At 62.2% G+C, this 18,910-nt stretch carries 18 protein-coding genes; 10 read left to right on the top strand and 8 right to left on the bottom strand.

Annotated features, from left to right (window positions below):
* Window positions 1-101: 101 nt before the first annotated feature.
* Window positions 102-752, bottom strand: coding sequence for a class I SAM-dependent methyltransferase (locus RGV33_RS07945; RefSeq protein WP_322143795.1), 651 nt, complete (start codon window positions 750-752; stop codon window positions 102-104).
* Between the two features lie 143 nt (window positions 753-895).
* Window positions 896-2,269, bottom strand: coding sequence for a glutamine synthetase family protein (locus tag RGV33_RS07940; RefSeq protein WP_322143794.1), 1,374 nt, complete (start codon window positions 2,267-2,269; stop codon window positions 896-898).
* Window positions 2,270-2,657: 388 nt separating this feature from the next.
* On the opposite strand from RGV33_RS07940, the gene RGV33_RS07935 reads away from it, so the two are divergent.
* Window positions 2,658-3,434, top strand: coding sequence for a transporter substrate-binding domain-containing protein (locus RGV33_RS07935; protein WP_322143793.1), 777 nt, complete (start codon window positions 2,658-2,660; stop codon window positions 3,432-3,434).
* Here the strand turns inward: RGV33_RS07935 and cynR are convergent.
* Complete coding sequence (gene cynR, locus RGV33_RS07930; RefSeq protein ID WP_322143792.1) at window positions 3,409-4,275, bottom strand: transcriptional regulator CynR; 867 nt, start codon at window positions 4,273-4,275, stop codon at window positions 3,409-3,411. The genes RGV33_RS07935 and cynR overlap by 26 nt on opposite strands.
* Before the next feature lie 112 nt (window positions 4,276-4,387).
* On the opposite strand from cynR, the gene RGV33_RS07925 reads away from it, so the two are divergent.
* Genes RGV33_RS07925 through RGV33_RS07915 form a run of 3 tightly spaced genes read left to right on the top strand, consistent with a single transcriptional unit; the run spans window position 4,388 to window position 6,424 of the window.
* Window positions 4,388-5,029 carry a carbonic anhydrase gene (locus RGV33_RS07925; protein ID WP_063032552.1) on the top strand — a complete coding sequence of 214 codons (642 nt, stop codon included), beginning with the start codon at window positions 4,388-4,390 and terminating at the stop codon, window positions 5,027-5,029.
* 29 nt (window positions 5,030-5,058) lie between these two features.
* Entirely contained in the window at window positions 5,059-5,529 is a 471-nt protein-coding gene (gene cynS, locus RGV33_RS07920) for a cyanase (RefSeq protein WP_322143791.1), read from the top strand.
* 55 nt (window positions 5,530-5,584) lie between these two features.
* Window positions 5,585-6,424: a cache domain-containing protein gene (locus tag RGV33_RS07915; RefSeq protein ID WP_322143790.1), complete on the top strand. Its 840-nt coding sequence runs from the start codon at window positions 5,585-5,587 to the stop codon at window positions 6,422-6,424.
* A gap of 88 nt (window positions 6,425-6,512) precedes the next feature.
* Here the strand turns inward: RGV33_RS07915 and RGV33_RS07910 are convergent, their stop codons facing one another.
* Window positions 6,513-8,024: an MDR family MFS transporter gene (locus RGV33_RS07910; protein ID WP_322143789.1), complete on the bottom strand. Its 1,512-nt coding sequence runs from the start codon at window positions 8,022-8,024 to the stop codon at window positions 6,513-6,515.
* A 74-nt stretch (window positions 8,025-8,098) separates the two neighbouring features.
* Window positions 8,099-9,283 carry a 4-hydroxybenzoate 3-monooxygenase gene (gene pobA / locus RGV33_RS07905; protein WP_322148636.1) on the bottom strand — a complete coding sequence of 395 codons (1,185 nt, stop codon included), beginning with the start codon at window positions 9,281-9,283 and terminating at the stop codon, window positions 8,099-8,101.
* A gap of 189 nt (window positions 9,284-9,472) precedes the next feature.
* Here pobA and RGV33_RS07900 point away from each other — a divergent pair, with 189 nt between their 5' ends.
* Window positions 9,473-10,369: a helix-turn-helix domain-containing protein gene (locus tag RGV33_RS07900; RefSeq protein ID WP_322143788.1), complete on the top strand. Its 897-nt coding sequence runs from the start codon at window positions 9,473-9,475 to the stop codon at window positions 10,367-10,369.
* Here RGV33_RS07900 and RGV33_RS07895 read toward each other — a convergent pair.
* Window positions 10,353-10,586 (bottom strand): hypothetical protein, encoded by a 234-nt coding sequence (locus RGV33_RS07895; protein ID WP_322148781.1) that lies wholly within the window; start codon window positions 10,584-10,586, stop codon window positions 10,353-10,355. The two genes, RGV33_RS07900 and RGV33_RS07895, sit on opposite strands and share 17 nt — an antisense overlap.
* Window positions 10,587-10,639: 53 nt before the next feature.
* Window positions 10,640-11,545, bottom strand: a complete 906-nt coding sequence (locus RGV33_RS07890) for a LysR family transcriptional regulator (RefSeq protein ID WP_322143787.1) — start codon at window positions 11,543-11,545, stop codon at window positions 10,640-10,642.
* Between the two features lie 104 nt (window positions 11,546-11,649).
* Between RGV33_RS07890 and RGV33_RS07885 the strand changes: the two genes are divergently transcribed.
* Together RGV33_RS07885 and RGV33_RS07880 are read left to right on the top strand one after the other, a co-directional pair.
* Window positions 11,650-12,522 carry an MBL fold metallo-hydrolase gene (locus tag RGV33_RS07885; RefSeq protein WP_322143786.1) on the top strand — a complete coding sequence of 291 codons (873 nt, stop codon included), beginning with the start codon at window positions 11,650-11,652 and terminating at the stop codon, window positions 12,520-12,522.
* 34 nt (window positions 12,523-12,556) lie between these two features.
* Complete coding sequence (locus RGV33_RS07880) at window positions 12,557-13,171, top strand: NAD(P)-dependent oxidoreductase (RefSeq protein ID WP_322143785.1); 615 nt, start codon at window positions 12,557-12,559, stop codon at window positions 13,169-13,171.
* 121 nt (window positions 13,172-13,292) lie between these two features.
* On the opposite strand, the gene RGV33_RS07875 is transcribed toward RGV33_RS07880, so the two are convergent.
* The gene (locus tag RGV33_RS07875; protein ID WP_322143784.1) at window positions 13,293-14,171 is read right to left on the bottom strand and encodes a LysR substrate-binding domain-containing protein; all 879 of its coding nucleotides are present in this window, start codon (window positions 14,169-14,171) and stop codon (window positions 13,293-13,295) included.
* Window positions 14,172-14,281: 110 nt separating this feature from the next.
* On the opposite strand from RGV33_RS07875, the gene RGV33_RS07870 reads away from it, so the two are divergent.
* The 3 genes from RGV33_RS07870 to RGV33_RS07860 all read left to right on the top strand — a co-directional run bounded on the left by RGV33_RS07870 (window position 14,282) and on the right by RGV33_RS07860 (window position 18,856).
* Window positions 14,282-15,907: a 5-guanidino-2-oxopentanoate decarboxylase gene (locus tag RGV33_RS07870; RefSeq protein WP_322143783.1), complete on the top strand. Its 1,626-nt coding sequence runs from the start codon at window positions 14,282-14,284 to the stop codon at window positions 15,905-15,907.
* Window positions 15,904-17,346, top strand: a complete 1,443-nt coding sequence (locus RGV33_RS07865; protein ID WP_322143782.1) for an aldehyde dehydrogenase family protein — start codon at window positions 15,904-15,906, stop codon at window positions 17,344-17,346. The genes RGV33_RS07870 and RGV33_RS07865 overlap by 4 nt, the downstream gene beginning before the upstream one ends.
* A 322-nt stretch (window positions 17,347-17,668) precedes the next feature.
* Window positions 17,669-18,856 (top strand): cyanate transporter, encoded by a 1,188-nt coding sequence (locus tag RGV33_RS07860; RefSeq protein ID WP_322143781.1) that lies wholly within the window; start codon window positions 17,669-17,671, stop codon window positions 18,854-18,856.
* Window positions 18,857-18,910: the final 54 nt, after the last annotated feature.

Raw genomic sequence — 18,910 nt, 5'->3', positions numbered from 1 at the left:
GCGCGCAGTATATATCGCGAAAGGGAGTTGCGAGCATTCGCAGTACAGCATCCGCCATGAAAACTCTTACAGATGTTGAAGAATAGTCCCGCCGCCTGGACTTATCCTCTCTTACGCAGGACGTAGACTCGCCACATGGCCGACCCCGGCAGGAACTCCTGTTGGCTGAGGACCTCGAACCCGGCCTGGCGAAACTCCGCTTCCACTTGCGCCCGATGGCTGGCGACCGGCGCCAGGGCCGGTTGCACGGCGCGGTAGCCGCTGTCGCTGTTGACCGAGACGATCACCGTGTCGCGGCTGACCCGGTGAAATTCCCCAAGCAGGGCCAGGCGCCCTTCAGCGGTCGGCACATGGCGAAACAACTCCAGGCAAAAAATGCAGTCCACCGCATTGGCCGACAGGCCGATGGAAAACGCCGAGCCCTGGAAGGTCTTGATCCGCTTGAGCAAGGCTGGCGCGTGGTGCGTAAGGGCGTGGTCGAGCATGTCCTGGGAGTTGTCCGACGCGAGTATCACCCGGTTACCGTGCTCGGCCAGCACCGGCCAAAAACGCCCGGAGCCGCACGCCAGGTCGAGAATCAGCCCCGGTTCGCCAGCAATTTTCAGCGCATGGCGCACCAACCGCTCATCGCGCCACAACCCAAGGCGCCGCAACAGGCCAGGCGGACGCGTGTCGGCACAGACCCGGGCATGCTCCTGGCCTACGCGTTCGGCAAATTCAATCTCGATGGAAGACAGCGGTTGCGACTGCATCACACGACTCGGTTAATGGATCAGACATTCGCAGCTTAACCACTGGCTCGTGAAAAAAAGGTTGAAGCCCTCCTCGTCCTCACGGCCAGCCAGTATCCCGCGGGTTGGCTGTCTGTTAACTGTCTGTGATCAACGCTTCATCTTCAGGCCTGGTGCAAATACCAACGCCAATCCTGCTCGCCCACCTCGCCCATGAACTGGCGGTACTCGGCACGCTTGACCGCCAGGTACACGCCGAGGAACTCAGCGCCAAACGCCTCCCGCGCCCAGGTCGAGCCCTCCAGTGCACGCAAGGTGGTCAGCCAATCGGTGGGCAGCAACTCCTTGGCCTGGGCGTAACCGTTGCCCTCCACCGGCAAACCGGGGTCGCGCTGTTCGCGGATGCCCCGGTGAATACCGGCCAGGATCGCCGCCGCCGCGAGGTACGGGTTGGCGTCTGCGCCGCAGATGCGGTGCTCGATGTGCCGGGAATACGCCGGGCCACCGGGTACCCGCAAGGTAACGGTGCGGTTGTCTACGCCCCAGGTGGCAGCCAGCGGTGCATAACTGTTGGCCTGGAAGCGACGGTAGGAGTTGGCGTTGGGGCAAAACATCAACAGCGAGTCGAGCAAGGTACTGAGCATGCCGCCCACCGCATGGCGCAACAAGGGCGTGCCGTCGGGCGCTTCACTGGCAAACAGGTTATTGCCGTCGCGGTCGGCCAGGCTCACGTGCATGTGCATGCCGGTGCCGGCCAGGTCATCAAACGGCTTGGCCATGAAACACGCAGTCATCCCGTGCTTGTGGGCCACGCCCTTGACCAGGCGTTTGTAACGCACCGCCTCGTCCATGGCTTGCAGGGCGTCGCTGCGATGTTCCAGGGTGATTTCCACCTGGCCCGGGGCATACTCGGAAATCGCCGTGCGCGCCGGAATGCCCTGGAGTTTGCAGGCGCTGTAGAGGTCGGCGAGGAACGGTTCGATCTGCTCCAGCTCCCGCAGGCCGTAGACCTGGGTCGAGCGCGGGCGGCCGCCATCGACATCCCGTGCCGGTTGCGGGCGGCCGTTGCTGTCGGGCTTCTGGTCCAGCAGGTAGAACTCCAGCTCCGCCGCCATCACCGGGTAATAGCCGTCGGCCTTGAGGTCGTCGATGACCCTGGCCAGCAAGTGCCGGGGATCGGCTACGGTAGCGGGCATGCCTTCGGTGGGGTGCATGCTGACTTGCACCGCCGCCGTCGGGATCAACCGCCACGGCATGCGCTGCAAACTGCCGCTGACCGGGTAGGCGCGGCAGTCGATATCGCCGACTTCCCAGACCAGCCCGGAGTTTTCCACGTCGTCGCCATTGATGGTCAGGCCAAGGATGGTACTCGGCAGCGGCCGGCCACTTTCATAGACCGCCAACAACTCATCGCGGTGCAGCAGCTTGCCGCGAGGCACACCGTTGTTGTCGAGGATGAACAGCTCGAACATCTCGATATCCGGGTTCTGCTCAAGAAAGGAGTGGGCTTCGTGCAGGGTGGCAAAGGGCGTGCTCATGGGCATTCTCATACGTTCGCGTCAGGCGGGCGCGCGGGCGCTGCCGGGCAGATGCTCGGGGCATCCAATGGGGCAAATCAACGTGTGGGAAAGGTGTCCGGTGGGCGCGCGTGGCGGCAGTGCCACAGCGCCCAGAAGGCAAGTTCGCAGGGAAGCGTATCAGCGGTGATCCGACGACGGTCCGAGCGGCTGGACGCGGTGGCGCCTGGCGATGTCACGGTGGGTGTGTCGGGGGAACCGTCCATGCGCAAAATCACAGTGAAGAGATGCCGGGCAGCCTCACACGCAAGGTTAAGCCGTTAAATCCAGTCTTGACGGAGTTTGGTTGTGCCGTGGCTAAACATTTGCAAATAATGTCGACCCTGCCCATGCCCAAGGACTCGACCGCATGAAAGCTTTGCTGACCCTTTCCCTGCTGGCCGGCCTGTCTGCCCAGGCCCAGGCCGACAGCCCCGCGTCGCGTCTGGATGAAGTGCTCCAGCGCGGTGAAATGAGCGTCTGCACCACCGGCGATTACAAGCCCTACAGCTATTTGCGCCCGGACGGCAGCTACGAAGGCATCGACATCGCCATGGCCCAATCCCTGGCCAAAAGCCTTGGGGTACAGGTGAAATGGGTGCCGACCACCTGGAAAACCCTGATGCCGGACTTCCTGGCCCAACGCTGTGATATTGCGCTCGGCGGTATTTCGGTGTCGCTGGAGCGGCAGAAGAAGGCGTTTTTCAGCCAGCCATTGGGCGTCGACGGCAAGATCCCGCTGGTGCGCTGCGCCGATGTGCAGCGCTACCAGACGGTGGAGCAGATCAACCAGCCGCAGGTGCGAGTGATCGAGCCTTCGGGTGGCACCAACGAAGTGTTTGCACGGGCGCATCTGGGTAAGGCGCAACTGACGCTGTTCCCGGACAACGTGACCATTTTCGAGCAACTGCTGGCCAACAAGGCGGACGTGATGATCACCGACGCCAGCGAGGCCCGCTACCAGCAAAAGCTCAAGCCGGGGCTGTGTGCGGTGAACCCCGAGCGGTACATGCAGTACAGCGAGAAGGCGTTTTTGCTGCCTCGTGATGACGTGGCCTGGAAGAGCTACGTGGACCAGTGGCTGCACTTGAGCACGGTGACCGGCGTGTATGACGGCATCATCAACCAGTGGTTGGCTGCGCCCTGACCAGTTCGACAAACGCCCTGCACGCCGCACTGCGGTAAGCGCCCTTGCGACTGAGCAGCGCCGCCGTGCGTTGCGGCAAGGACGGGCTTAGGGGCACTGCCTGCAAGCCCGCCTGCACCTGGGCAATCGCGCTGGGCAGGATGGTCGCCAGCGCGGTATTACGGACGATTTCAATAATCGCGCTGATGGAATTGGCCTCCATGCAGATCCGCGGCTTCACGCCCTGGCTGCGGCAATACTCATCAATGTAGTGCCGCGTGGCGAACCCCGCGTTCAGCAACACCAACGGCTGCTGAAGCCACGCCTCTGGGCCGACGCCGGGATGGCCGGCACTCACCACCACACTCAACGCCTCGACAAACACCCCTTCACATTCAATATCCGGCAGATGCTCACCAGTAAAACCGATGCCGATATCCAATAGATCCTCGGTCAGCGCCGCTTCCATGCGGTCCTGGGTCAGCTCCTCGACGCTGACTGTTATCCCCGGATACAGCCCGTTGAATCGCGCCAGCAACGGCCCGATCAGGTAAGCGGTAAATGTCGGCGTCATCGCCAGGCGCAAGCTGCCACGGCTCAGGTCCTGCACGTCATGCATGGCGCGGGTGCCGGCCTGCAAATCCTGCAACGCCAGGCGCGCAAAACGCACATAGGCCTGCCCTGCGTCGGTCAGGCTGACGCTGCGCCCGGATCGGTCCAGCAATGGTGCACCGAGGGTGTCTTCCAGTTGCTTGATCTGCTGCGACAAGGTCGGCTGCGACACATGCAGTGCCTCGGCCGCCCGGGTGAAATTGCGGTGCTCGGCAACGGCCAGCAGGTAGCGGATATGACGCAGCAACATGGAAGACGCTCCAACTATAGGCATGACTTATAGAAATCATAATAAGCCGGTCTTGGACGCTATAGCTGAAAACTTCCATCCTTGCCCCATCAGCGACGCAAGGAGAACCACCATGCAAGATCTCATCGACGGCTTTCGCAAGTTCCAGGGTGAAGCCTTCACCCAACGCAGTGACCTGTTCAAGCACCTTGCCACCACGCAAAACCCCGGCACGCTGTTCGTGTCCTGTTCCGACAGCCGTGTAGTCCCGGAGCTGCTGACCCAGCAGGAACCTGGCGACCTGTTCGTGATCCGCAATGCCGGCAACATCGTACCGTCCTACGGCCCGGAGCCGGGCGGCGTGTCGGCCACCGTCGAATATGCGGTAGCCGTTCTCGGCGTCAGCGACATCGTGATCTGCGGCCACTCCGACTGCGGTGCCATGACCGCCATTTCCACCTGCAAATGCCTGGATCACTTGCCCGCCGTCGCCAACTGGCTGCGCCATGCCGAGTCGGCCAAGGTGATCAACGCCGCCCGCACTCACGCCTCAGACGCCGACCGGCTGAATTCGCTGGTACGGGAAAACGTGGTCGCCCAATTGGCTAATCTCAAGACACATCCTTCAGTGGCCCTGGCCCTGGAACAAGGCCGACTGAGCCTGCACGGCTGGGTCTACGACATCGAAAGCGGCGGCATCGACGCCCTGGATGGCCGCAGCGGGCGCTTCGTGTCCCTGCTCGACCACCCCACCACCCGCGCCCACGCCGCCTGAACCTTATTCAACCCCAAGAGGAAATCAGCATGTTGCACTCCCAATTCGCCCAAACCCCACGCCTGGCCCTGGCCGACACCGTCATCGACATCAAGGCACGCAAGAACCTGTCGTGGCAGGACCTCACCGACGGCACCGGCCTGAGCCTGGCGTTCGTCACCGCCGCCCTGCTCGGCCAGCACCCGCTGCCCAAAGACGCTGCCGATGTGGTCTGCGACAAACTCGGCCTGGACCAGGACGCCAGCCGCCTGCTGCAAACCGTGCCCCTGCGCGGCAGCTTCCCCGGCGGCGTGCCCACAGATCCGACCATGTACCGCTTTTATGAAATGCTGCAAGTCTACGGTTCGACCCTCAAGGCACTGGTACACGAGCAGTTTGGCGACGGCATCATCAGCGCGATCAACTTCAAGCTCGACATCAAGAAGGTCGAAGACCCGGACGGCGGCTCCCGCGCGGTGATCACCCTGGATGGCAAATACCTGCCGACCAAACCGTTCTGATTTTCCGGTAAAGCGTCTACGCTCTTGGCACACCAACAAGAACGAGGGACGGGTAATGAAGGGACTGCTCCGAGCCACCTGGCTGCTGCTGTTGTGTTTTGGCCAGGTGCATGCCGCGACCCCTGAGGATGCGGACGCCCAAGCCGCCAAGGCCTTGTTGGAAAAGGCCTTGGCGTATTACCAGAGCAATGGCGACAAGGCCTTTGCGGCGTTCAGTCGCCAGGGTGAATTTGTCGACCAGGACCGTTACGTGTTTGTGGTCGACACCCAGGGCGTGCTGCTGGCAAGTGGCGGGCCCTCTTCTGCGTTGATCGGGCGCAATGTTTCCGAGGTGCTTGGGCCGGACCTGAACAAGTCGTTCAAGGACGCGTTGGCGGTGCCTGAGGGCAGTGGCATCCAGCAGGCCGACTACCGGTGGCAAAACTGGAATGATGGCAAGGTCGAGCGCAAGCATGTGTATTACCAGCGCGTTGGGCAGCGGATCCTGGCCGTGGGTTATTACTTGCCACGGGCAACGCCGGAACATGCCAGAGCCCTGCGGAACAAGGCGGTCAAGGCGCTGGAGAAGGATCAGGCGGGTACGCTCAAGGCGATCAACGCCATGCAGGGTGGTTTCCTGCAGGACGACCTGTATGTGTTTGTGGTGGATCTCGACACCGGACGTTATGTAGCCCATGGCACCAATCCGCGCTTGGTCAACACCGACTTCAGCAAGATCAAGGATCCCGACGGGAAGCCGGTGGGTGAGCCAATTCTGGCGGTCATGGCGGAGCAGGGTCAGGGGGAATACGAGTATCGCTGGAAAAACCCGGTGACCGGGAAGGTTGAAAACAAGCATGCGTATTTGCGCAAAACCGGACATTTCATGGTTGCTGTGGGGTATTACAGCCCGTGAAGGTCACCTATTTAAATGCTGGAACACGGTCAATGTGAGAGCTGGCTTGCCAACTCTCACATTGACCGTGTTTACATTAGAGAGCGGGTTACTTTGCCTTGTCTTCTCGCCCGCGTAGCACGTGGTTCGGCATGGCAATCGCGGCGGCCAAGCCCAACAACGAAACTGCGGCGCTGACCATCAGCAAATGCCGGAAGGTGACCAGCAGCTCCCCGCGCAACGCATCCTGCGCCGCCCCGGGCGCTGCATTCAAACCATCCAGCAGCACATTCCCGGAACTGCCCTCTGCCACCAGAGCCCCACTCGCCAAGTGCGCAAAACTCGAATCCTGTAACAACGCCAGCAACAGCGCCGACATGCACGCCACCCCAACCGCGCCCCCCAGGGAACGAAACAGGTTGGTGGTACTGGTAGCCACGCCAATATCGCGCTGCTCCACCGAATTTTGCGTGCCCACCAACGAAGTCGGAAACTGCATCCCGGCGGCAATCCCACTGAGCAACATAAACAAACTGCTCAATACCACAGCCTGAGGCGCACTCAACGCCATACCGAGAATGGCAATCGGCGTCAGCAACGCCCCCGTAAGAATCATCGGCTTATAGCGCCCCGTCACCGACGTCATCCGCCCCGCAAAATACGCCCCCATCGGCAACCCCATGGCCAACGGCAACAAATGCAACGCCGCACTGTCGGCTCCCGCGCCGGTGACCGTCTGATACCGCAGCGGCATCAGCACAATCAGCGAGATCGCCTGGAAACTGGTAAAGAAAATCGTGCACCAGCACAACACCGCACTGCGGTTGGCAAACAGGTGCATCGGCAACAACGGCTCCCGCGCGCGCCGCTCGTGCCATACCAACACCGTCAACGCCACCAACGCACACACCAACAGCCCCAACACCTCATCATCGCGCCAATGATGCCCCTGGCCGATTTCGGTGATGCCCAGCAACAGCGCCGTCAAACCGACGATCATCAGCACGGTGCCGAGGTAGTCGATCACCGGCTTGCGCTGCGGCAGCGGCAGCCCCACCAGCGTACGGTGGGCCACCCACCACGCGCCCGCGCCCAGCGGCAGGTTGATCAGAAACACCCAGCGCCACGACAGGTACTCGGTCATGTAGCCGCCCAACACCGGGCCAGCCACGCTCGCCACCGCGTACATGCTGCTGAAGTAACCCTGGTAACGCCCGCGCTCGCGGGGTGGGATGATGTCGCCGATGATCGCCTGGCTGACCGAAATCATCCCGCCGGCACCGATGCCCTGGAGGATCCGCGCCAGCACCAGTTGCTCCATGCTTTGGGCCATGCCACAAAACAACGAGGCAATGGTGAACAGGCCCATGCCGATCAGCATCATCGGCCGTCGCCCGTACAGGTCGCCGAGCTTGCCGTAGATCGGCACCGCCACGGTCATTGCCACCATGTAGCCAGAGATCACCCAGGCCAGCAGGTTGACGTCGTGGAACTGGGCGGAAATCGCCGGCATGGAGACGGCAACGATGGTCTGGTCCAGGGCCCCGAGAAAAATCGCCATCATCAAGGCAACAAGGACACTGCGAACAGCGGGTGTGGCGGGCTGATTAAGGTGGGTCACGGCAGAACCTGCAGGCAAAGCCCCACGGGAAAAGGTGGCCCGCGGGAATGCTCGTCAGTGTACTGGATAGCTGGCTATCCGATAGCCTCGTAAGGAAGCCCGACGTAATTTTCTGCAATGGTTCTACGCCCGGCTTCGGAGTCGACGAAATACTCCAGTTCGCTCTGGGCAATGCGTTGGCTGAAGCCATCAGCCTCAGGAAACTGATGCAACATCGAGGTCATCCACCAGGAAAACCGTTCGGCCTTCCAGACTCGTCGCAGGCAAATCTGTGAGTATTTTTCCAGCAACTCCACACGGCCCTCGCGGTACACCTTGAGCAGGATGTTGAACAAGGTGCTGACATCGCTGGCCGCCAGGTTCAAGCCCTTGGCGCCGGTAGGCGGTACGATGTGCGCGGCGTCGCCGAGCAGGAACAGGCGGCCGTACTGCATCGGCTCCACCACGAAGCTGCGCAGTGGCGCGATGCTTTTTTCGATGGACGGGCCGGTCACCAGTTGCCCGGCCAGTGACGCGGGCAAGCGGGTTTTAAGTTCATCCCAAAAGCGCTCATCGGACCAGCCTTCAACCGACTCATCGGCTGGCACTTGCAGGTAATAGCGGCTGCGAGTCGGTGAACGCATGCTGCACAAAGCAAAGCCGCGCGCGTGTTTGGCGTACACCAGTTCATCATGGATCGGCGGGGTGTCGGCGAGGATACCAAGCCAGCCAAACGGGTACACCCGCTCAAAGATTTTCAACGCCTCGACGGGAATCGACTGACGTGCCACACCGTGGAAACCGTCGCAGCCGGCGATGTAATCGCACTCCAGCCGATACTGCTCGCCGGCATGTTCGTAGCTCAGCCATGGCGCTGTACTTTTCAAGTCATGGGGTTGCACGTTGCGGGCTTCGTACACCGTGGTGGCACCGCTGGCCTGGCGCGCCGCCATCAGGTCGCGGGTGACCTCGGTCTGGCCGTAGATCATCACCGTCTTGCCGCCGGTCAGCGCCTTGAGGTCGATATGGGTCAGTTGCCCGTTCAGCGCCAGCTCAAAGCCATCATGCACCAGGCCTTCAGCATCCATCCGCGCACTCACGCCGGCCTGGCGCAACAGGTCGACCATGCCTTGCTCCAGCACCCCGGCCCGGATGCGGCCTTGCACGTAATCCGGTGTTTGGCGCTCAAGCACCAGGGTTTCAATCCCGGCGCTGTGCAGCAGTTGGCCAAGCAGCAGCCCGGAGGGACCGGCGCCAATGATGGCGACTTGGGTTTTCAGCGTTTTCATTATTCTTATGGCCCGCAAGCTTCACTCGAACGTATTCGGTGAAAGAGTTGTCATTGATGGTGTTGCTGGCATTTTTCACTTGAGTGCACGGCATAAGAAGGTGAAAACTGAGCCTAAAGCTGCGCTTTTCGCCAATTAGGGCGATTACCGCACAATTATCCCGAAGTATCGGATGAAGCCATGACCAAAACTGCCAGTGCCGCGATTCCAGTGTTCAAACTCTACGGTGAGAGCCAGCAATGGCCGACCCCGGATTTGTTGCACTGCGAAACCATCTCCCGGCGCAGCCGTGAGTATCAGTGGGAAATCCAACCCCACCGGCACGCCGACCTGTGCCAATTGCTGTACGTGCACAAAGGCCAGGCACAGTTGGAGATCGAGGGCCAGCGCAGCACCCTGAACGAATCGACGCTGCAGGTGCTGCCGCCGCTATGCGTGCATGGGTTTCGGTTCTCGGAAAACGTCGAAGGGTTTGTGGTCACCCTGGCGGCGCCGCTGATGGCCCATTTGCAGGGGCAACTGGGCGCGGCGCTGGATGGCCTGAATAGCCTGGGCACCTACCCTGCCGGCAGCGACAGTGACTACCTCAACAGCCTGTTTGCGCGTTTGCAGGATGAGTACGCCAACGATCAACCGGCGCGGGACATGATGATGCACGCGCTGGTCAGCGTATTGCTGGTGTGGATCAGCCGCCAGGCCATCCAGCGCCGCCACCCACGGGCGCCTCGGGGTCGCGAATACTTCCGCCGGTTCACCCAGTTGGTGGAGCAGCATTACCGCGAACACCCGAAAATCGAAGACCTGGCCCACAAGCTCGGGATCTCGGTCTCACACCTTAACGGTACGTGTCGGGAATTGGGCGGGCAGCCGGCGCTGCAGATCATGCACGACCGCCAATTGCTGGAAGCCAAGCGCCTGCTGACCTACACCAGCATGACCATCAATGAGATGTCGGAGGTCTTGGGGTTTTCCGACCCGACCAACTTCTCGCGGCTGTTTCGCCGGCGCGTCGGGTTCTCCCCGAAAGCGTTTCGGGAGCAGTTGAAAGCCGACCAGCACACTAGCGAAGTGAGCTGAAGGCGGCCATGTGGCCAACGCACTGCCCGTGATTGCAACTGGAGGCAAAGCCCGGCTGCAGGCGCGTCTGCTCGACGCGGTAGGCGGCAGTGCCATAAAGCGCGGTGGCGGCGGCGCACAGGGTGAAAATCATCAGGTACTTTCTTGTTTTGATCGACATGATGCTGACCTCTGATCCGATCAAGAAGGTGCTTTGATAAGCATAGTTCAGATGCATGGCTCAGACGGGGCATGTCGCTTATCGGGCGACATTCAATCTGTTTATGTCGCTCAGAGGCCGACGTCCCACACCGGCTCCTGCGCAAACCTCAGCACCAGAAAATCCAGCAGGCTGCGCAGCGTTGAAGGCATGTGTTTGCGCGAGGCATACACCGCGTAGATGTTCATCTGCTGCGGCTCGGCCTCAGGCAGCAGGCGAATCAATTCGCCGCTGCGAATGTAGTCGCCCGCCTGATAGCTCGGCAGCCGCGACACTCCGGCACCGGCCAGCGTCACCCGCAATAAGGTGCTCGCCTCGTTGGCGCTGATATTGCCCTGCACCGGCACCGACACCGGCTCGCCGTTTTCCATGAAGTGCCACAGGCTTTTGCCGAAGTAGGAATGGGTCAGGCAGTTGTGCCGGGCCAGGTCCTGCACCCGCCGAGGCTGCGGATGCTCCAGCAGATAAGCGGGCGAGGCGCAGATCACCGAGCGGCACAGCGTAAGGCGGCGAGCGATCAGGTTGGGGTCCAGTTCAAAGCTGGTGCGGATCGCCAGGTCGATGCGCTCATCCACCAGGTTCACCGTACGGTCGAGCATCTGCATGTCGATACTGACCAAGGGGTAGCGCTTGACGTATTCGGCCATGGCGTCGGCCAGCTGTGCCTGGCCGAACGAGGTGCTGACACTCAGGCGCAGCAGGCCTCGGGGCGCTTCGTCCGGTTCGCTGACGGCGGCCTGCATGTCGCTGCACAACTCCAGCATCTGCCGGCAACGGGGCAAGGTTTCGCTGCCGGCCGCGGTCAGACTGAGCTTGCGGGTGGTGCGGTGCATCAGCCGCGCACCGACCCAGTCTTCCAGCTCCGCCAGGTAGCGTGAAACCACCGGCCGCGACAGGTCCAGGTGGTCGGCCGCCGCCGATTGGCTGCCCAGGTCCACCACGGCCACAAACACGCGCATTGCCTGAAGACGATCCATGATTTGCCCGATTTTAGAAACAAACTATGTCCCAGCATCGCATTTTTTGTAGTGTTTGGTGCAACTAAGCTCCGTACACACCTTACCGATGACTGGAGCTGCACATGTTTGGATTCTCCCCGCTCAAGCGCGTGGCCCTGGCCGCCGTCACCTTGGCTTTCGCCGCCCACGCCGTGGCTGCCGACTTGACCCTCGACGCCTACAACCCGGGTGAATCGGCAATGATGCCGGTCACCTCGGTACTGGTCAGCGGTGAGAAAGACGCGATTTTGGTGGACGCCCAATTCGGCAAGACCCAGGCCGAGCAACTGGTGCAAAAAATCCGCGCCAGCGGCAAGCGCCTCACCACCATCTACATCAGCCACGGCGACCCCGACTACTACTTCGGCCTCGACACACTGACTGCCGCCTTTCCGAAGGCCAACATCGTGGCGCCGCAGCCGGTGGTGGACCATATCAAGGCCACCGTTGAAGCCAAACTGGCGTTCTGGGGCCCGAAACTGGGCGCCGACAAGCCAGCCAAAGCCGTCATTCCCCAGGTACTCAAGGGCCACAGCCTGACCCTGGAAGGCAAGCAACTGGAAGTGATCGGCCTGGACGGTGCACAACCGGACCGCAGCTTCGTGTGGATCCCGTCGATCAAGGCGGTGGTCGGTGGTGTAGTCGTCGCTGAAAACATCCACGTGTGGATGGCCGATACACAGACCGCCAAATCCCACACCGATTGGCTGGCGACCTTGCAACGTATCCAGGATTTGAAACCGCGCACGGTGATTCCGGGTCACTACCTGGGTACACCTTCGCTCAACTCCGTGGCGTTCACCGCCGACTACATCAAGGCATTTGACGAAGAAACCGCCAAGGCCAAGGACTCTGCCGCGCTGATCAGCGCGATGAAAAAGCGTTACCCGAACCTGGGCGACGAAAGCACCCTGGAACTGGGCGCCAAAGTCGCCAAGGGCGAAATGCAGTGGTGAGTTGATTCAACCCTTAACCGTACTGGAGAACGTCATGAGCAAGATCGCAATCATTGGTGCCACCGGTCGTGCCGGTAGCCAACTGCTGGAAGAAGCGTTGCGTCGGGGGCACACCGTCACGGCCATCGCCCGTAATACCGACAAGATCGACGTGCGCCCTGGGGTGACCGTCAAGCAAGTCGACGCACTGGACGCACAGGCCCTGGAACAGGCCATCAGCGGCCATGACGTGGTGATCAGCGCGGCGCATTTCGCTACCCTGCCGCCTGAAGCCGTGATCTATCCGGTGAAAAAATCCGCAGTGAAGCGCCTGCTGGTGGTGGGCGGTGCCGGTTCGCTGCTGTTGTCGGGCGGCACCAAGGTGATCGACAGCCCGGGCTTCCCCGAGGAGTACAAGACCGAAGCCAGCGCCGGCAGCATTTTCCTCGACACCTTGCGCCAGGAAAACGAGCTGGACTGGACCTTCCTGTCGCCTTCGGCCGAGTTCACCGAAACCCCGCGCACCGGCAAATTCCGCCTGGGCCAGGATGAGTTGCTGGTGAGCAGTGAAGGCCGCAGTTGGATCAGCTTTGCCGACTTTGCAATTGCGCTGATTGATGAAGTGGAAACACCGCGGCATTCGCGTAAGCGGTTCACCGTCGGTTATTAAGGCTGACGCAAAACCAAAAAAGTGGGAGCGGGCTTGCCCGCGATGGCGGTGTGTCATTCAACAGTGATGTTGCCTGATGTATCGCCATCGCGGGCAAGCCCGGCTCCCACATGTTTGATCTTCAAGGTGCAGGCGGTTGCGCCTGGCCCACCAGCCAGTCCATAAGCTGCTCCAGCCCCGCCGAAAGTTGCGTCCCCGGCGGGTACACCAGGTAATAGCCCATCCCCGTCGGCACCCGCAGTTCAAACGGCGTCGCCAACCGCCCCGCCTTGAGGTCCTCGCCAATCAGCGCGCTGTCGCCGATTGCCACGCCAGAACCCTGGGACGCAACTGTCATCGCCAAATCCAGCGTTTCAAAATGATGGCCCTGGGCAAGATTGCTCAAGCGCGTATGCGCCGCCTTCAACCACAACGCCCAATCCCGCTCATCCCGCGTGGGGTGCAACAGCACCTGTTGCTGCAAGTCTGCAGGCGTGTGCAAGCCCGCGAGCAAGGCCGGCGCGCACACTGGTGTCAGTTGCTCGTCAAACAGATGCCGCGCCTGGGCCGACTGCTCCGCTATGGGCGCGTAAATCACCGCGGCATCGAATTGCTCGCGGCGAAAGTCGACGCTGTAGGCCACGGTGGTCGTCAGTTCCACCGGCACGTCCGGACGCTCCTGTTGCCACTGCATCAGGCGCGGCAGCAGCCAACGCATCACACAGGTCGAGGCCTTGAGCTGCAAGGTCTCGCGGCGGGTGCCGATCTGCTCCACCGCGTCGCCGATCAAGCCGAACACCTGCTGCGCCCGCAGGGACCATTCGCGCCCTTCCTCGGTCAGGCTCAAGCCCCTGGCCTGGCGCTGAAACAGTGGGTAACCCAAATGGTTTTCCAGCCCGGCAACCTGCCGGCTCACCGCACCCTGGGTGATGTGCAGTTGCTCTGCGGCACGGGTGAAGTTGCAGCACTGGGCCGTGACCCAAAAGGTGTGCAGGGCCGGCAACGGGGGAAGGCGTTTCATAAGGGCGCAGCCATGACGTGAGGACATGGCTAGTATGACTTTTTATCGATTGTTGCCGCTACAGGCCAGCCGTTCCAATACCGGCTTTATCAATAACAAGAGCGACGACAATGGCGACCTGCGGCGAAGTATTGGTCAAATTGCTGGAAAGCTACGGCGTGGACCAGGTGTTCGGCATCCCCGGCGTGCACACCGTGGAACTCTACCGCGGCCTGGGGCGCTCAAGCATCCGCCACGTCACCCCGCGCCACGAACAGGGCGCCGGCTTCATGGCCGACGGCTATGCACGCACCAGCGGCAAGCCCGGCGTGTGCTTTATCATCACCGGCCCGGGCATGACCAATATCACCACCGCCATGGGCCAGGCCTATGCCGACTCGATCCCGATGCTGGTGATTTCCAGCGTGCAGTCCCGCAGCCAACTGGGCGGTGGGCGCGGCAAGTTGCACGAACTGCCGAACCAGGGCGCGATGATCGCGGGCGTGGCGGCGTTTTCCCATACCTTGATGTCGGCGGCCGAACTGCCAGGTGTGCTGGCCCGGGCCTTTGCGCTGTTCCAGGCCGGGCGACCGCGCCCGGTGCACATCGAAATCCCGTTGGATGTGCTGGTGGAAAACGCCGATGCCCTGCTGGGCAGTGAGCCGGTCAGTGTTGCTCGCGCCGGCGCTGCACCGTCGGCGGTCAAGCAGATGAGCCAGTTGCTGGCGGCGGCGAAACGCCCGCTGATTCTCGCCGGTGGTGGTGCCATCGACGCAGCACCGGAGCTGGCGCAACTGGCCGAAACCCTCGGCGCGCCGGTGGCGCTGACGATCAATGCCAAGGGCATGCTCGCCTCCAACCATCCGCTGCTGATCGGCTCGACCCAAACCCTGGTCGCCACCCGCGCCCTGGTGGCCGAGGCAGACGTGGTACTGGCTATCGGCACCGAACTGGCAGAAACCGACTACGACGTGACCTTCGCCGGCGGCTTCGAAATTCCCGGCGCGCTGCTGCGCATCGACATCGATTGCGACCAGACCGTACGCAATTACCCACCACACGTCGCACTGGTGGCTGACGCGCAAATCGCCGCGAAGGCGCTGCTCGCCGAACTGGTCACCAAGCCGCTGGCCGCCCGCGACAGCGACTGGGGCGCTCACCGCGTGGCCCGTTTGTGGAGCGAACTGGAACCGAGCTGGGACGCCGCCACCCGCGCGCAAACCCTGTTCCTCAATACCGTATTGCAAGAGCTGCCCGACGCCGTACTGGTGGGCGACTCCACCCAACCGGTGTACACCGGCAACCTGACGCTGAACCTCGACCACCCGCGCCGCTGGTTCAACTCGTCCACCGGCTACGGCACCCTCGGCTATGCCTTGCCAGCGGCCATCGGCGCGTGGCTGGGTCGCGGCAACGGCGCGCCAGTGGTGTGCCTGATCGGCGACGGCGGCCTGCAATTCACCCTGCCGGAACTGGCCAGCGCCGTGGAAGCGCGCACGCCGGTGATCGTGCTGCTGTGGAATAACCAGGGCTATGAGGAGATCAAGAAATACATGGTCAACCGCGCCATCGAGCCGGTGGGCGTAGACATCTACACCCCCGACTTTATCGGTGTGGCCAAGGCCCTCGGCGCGGCGGCCCAGCGCATCCAGGGTGTTGAGGAATTACGCAGCGCATTGCGGGCCGCCACTGATCGCCAGGGGCCAACGCTGATTGAAATCGACCAAGGGCTTTGGATGAAGGAGGTAGCGGTATGAGCACGCTAGTGAACGGGCTGTATATCAATGGTGCGTGGCGTGCGGGCCATGACGTGGTGGGCGTGACCAACCCGGCGACCGAGGCCGCATTGGCCCAAGTGAGCATGGGCGATGCAAGCGCGGTGGCTGAGGCCGTCAGTGCCGCCAGCGCGGCATTTGCGCACTGGTCCAAAAGCACCGGGCGTGACCGCGCCGCCCTGTTGCGCAAGATCGCCGAGGGCGTGAGCGCCCAGCGTGAACACCTGATGCACCTGCAATCGAGCAACAACGGCAAGCCGCTGTTTGAAGCGGGCATTGATGTGGACGACGTGATCGCCACCTTCACCTATTACGCCGGTTTGGCCGACGAAATGGACGCCACCCAGGACCGTCCGGTGGCACTGCCCACCGACGATTTCAGCGCCCGCGTACGCCGTGAACCCTGCGGTGTGGTGGGCCTGATCGTGCCGTGGAATTTCCCGATGGTGACCACCGCCTGGAAACTCGCCCCAGCGCTGGCGGCCGGTTGCTGCGTGGTGCTCAAGCCTTCGGAAGTGACGCCATTGGCGGAGTTGGAACTGGCCAGGATCATCGCTTCGGTGGGGTTGCCTGCCGGTGTGTTCAACGTGGTCTGCGGCACTGGCCTGGCGGTTGGCGCCCCGCTGGCTGGCGACCCTCGGGTTGCGAAAATCTCCTTCACCGGCAGCAATGCCGTGGGTGTGCAAGTGATGCAGCGCGCCGCTGAAACGGTCAAGGGCGTAAGCCTGGAACTGGGCGGCAAATCGTCGTTGCTGGTGCTGGCGGACGCCGACCTCGACCAGGCGGTGGAGCTGGCCTGCGGCGGTGGTTTCTTCAACGCCGGGCAGATGTGCTCCGCTACCAGCCGGGTGTTGGTGGCGGATGAATTGGCGGAGGCGTTTGTGACTCGCTTGCAGGCCAGGGCCGAGAGTATTCGCGTCGCCGACCCGTTTGCCGACGACGTGGAAATGGGCGCGCTGGTCAACCGTGCGCAGTATCAGCGGGTGCTGGGGCATATCGAGCGGGGCGTGCAAGCGGGTGCGAAGTTATTGTGTGGCGGCGGGCGCCCGGCGGATTTGCCTCACGGTTATTTCATTCGCCCGACGGTGTTTACCGACGTGCCGCTGGACAGCGCGTTGTGGAACGAAGAAATCTTCGGCCCGGTGCTGTGCGTGCGCAGCTTTGCCAATGAGGCCGAGGCGGTGGCGCTGGCCAATGACAGTGAGTTTGGTTTGGTGGCCAGTGTGTTGAGCACCAACCTGGAAGCGGCTGAACGGGTGGCGAATGCGTTGCAGGTGGGACTGGTGTGGATTAACGCACCGCAGGTAATCTTTCCGCAAACGGCGTGGGGTGGTTACAAGCAGAGCAGTATCGGCCGGGAATTGGGGCCGTGGGGGTTGCAGGCGTTCCAGGAGATCAAGCATGTGATTCGGGCGACCTGAAAACTGCCCGAGGCAAGGGCTTTTGTAGTGAGGGGGCTTGTCCCCCGCTGGGCAGCGAAGCGGCCCCAAAAAAAGCGGGAGCGCTTCGCACTCCAGCGGGGGACAAGCCCCCTCACCACAGGACAAGCCCCCTCACCACAGGAAAAGCCACCTAACCACAGGACAAGCCCCCTCACCACAGGAAAAGCCACCTAACCACAGGACAGCCCCCTCGCCGCAAAAAAACCTACCTGCATTTTTTCAATAGCCCCAACGACTTTCTCATTTGCCGCCCTCCCCCGCGCCCGGCCTAATACCGCCCTTGTCAGTTCAAGGCCTGCCCATGGAAAACGTCCGCGCAAAACCCGCTACCGCCCTTTGGCTGATGATCAGCGTGGTGCTGGTCGCCCTCAACCTGCGCCCGTCGATGGCCGCCGTCGGCCCGCTGTTGTCGTCGATTCGCGCTGATGTGGCCCTGAGTTTCAGCACCGCGTCCTTGCTGACGATGTTGCCGGTCATGGCCATGGGCCTGGCGATGTTTTTTGGCATGGCCGCGGCCAAGCGGTTCGGCGAGCATCGCAGCATTGTGCTGTCGCTGCTGGTGATCGGCCTGGCTACCGTGTCGCGGTTGTTCCTGGATTCGGCGCTTGAGCTGATTTTCAGCGCCATCGCCGCAGGCGTAGGGATCGCGATGATCCAGGCGCTGATGCCCGCCTTGATCAAGTCGCGCTTCAGCGACAACGTTTCCCTGTTTATGGGCCTGTACGTCACCGCGATCATGGGCGGCGCAGCCATCGCCGCCTCGTTCTCGCCGTTTATCCAGGTGCACACCGGCAGTTGGCGCATCGGCCTGGCGATCTGGGCGGTGCTCGCCGTATTGGCGCTGGTGTTTTGGTACGCGCAGCGCTCGGTGCTGCCGCCACTGCCGCAAGCAGGCGCAGGCTCGCAGGCGTCATTCTTTGGTAACTGCCGGGCCTGGCTACTGGCGATCTTTTTTGGCCTCGGCACCGCCGCCTATACCTGCGTACTTGCCTGGCTGGCGCCGTACTACGTGGAGCTGGGCTGGAGCGAACAGAACGCCGGCCTGTTGCTGGGTTTCTTGACCGCCATGGAAGTGGTCTCCGGCCTGCTCACCCCGGCCATTGCCAACCGCCGCCGAGACAAGCGCGCCGTGGTCGCGGTGTTGTTGATGCTGATGATCGCCGGCTTCTGCGGCCTGATTCTCAGCCCGCACTACCTGAGCCTGCTGTGGCCGTGCTTGCTGGGCCTGGGCATTGGCGGGTTGTTTCCGATGAGCCTGATCCTGTCCCTCGACCATCTGGACAACCCACGCCGGGCCGGTGGCCTCACTGCCTTTGTGCAGGGCATTGGCTACTTGATCGCCGGTTTGTCGCCGCTGATCGCCGGGATGATCCGCGACCAACTGGGCAGCTTTGAATGGGCCTGGTGGTCACTGACGGCGGTCGTGGTGTTGATGCTGCTGATCGTGTTGCGCTTCGATCCCCGGCATTACGCGCGGCATATTCGCTGAGGTCGTGTTGTAAACATTATTTGTCCCACCTCAAACAGAGAAAGGTCCGACAGA

The organism is Pseudomonas sp. Bout1, assembly GCF_034314165.1.
Classification (GTDB): domain Bacteria; phylum Pseudomonadota; class Gammaproteobacteria; order Pseudomonadales; family Pseudomonadaceae; genus Aquipseudomonas.
This window is presented reverse-complemented; position numbering and strand designations above follow the sequence as displayed.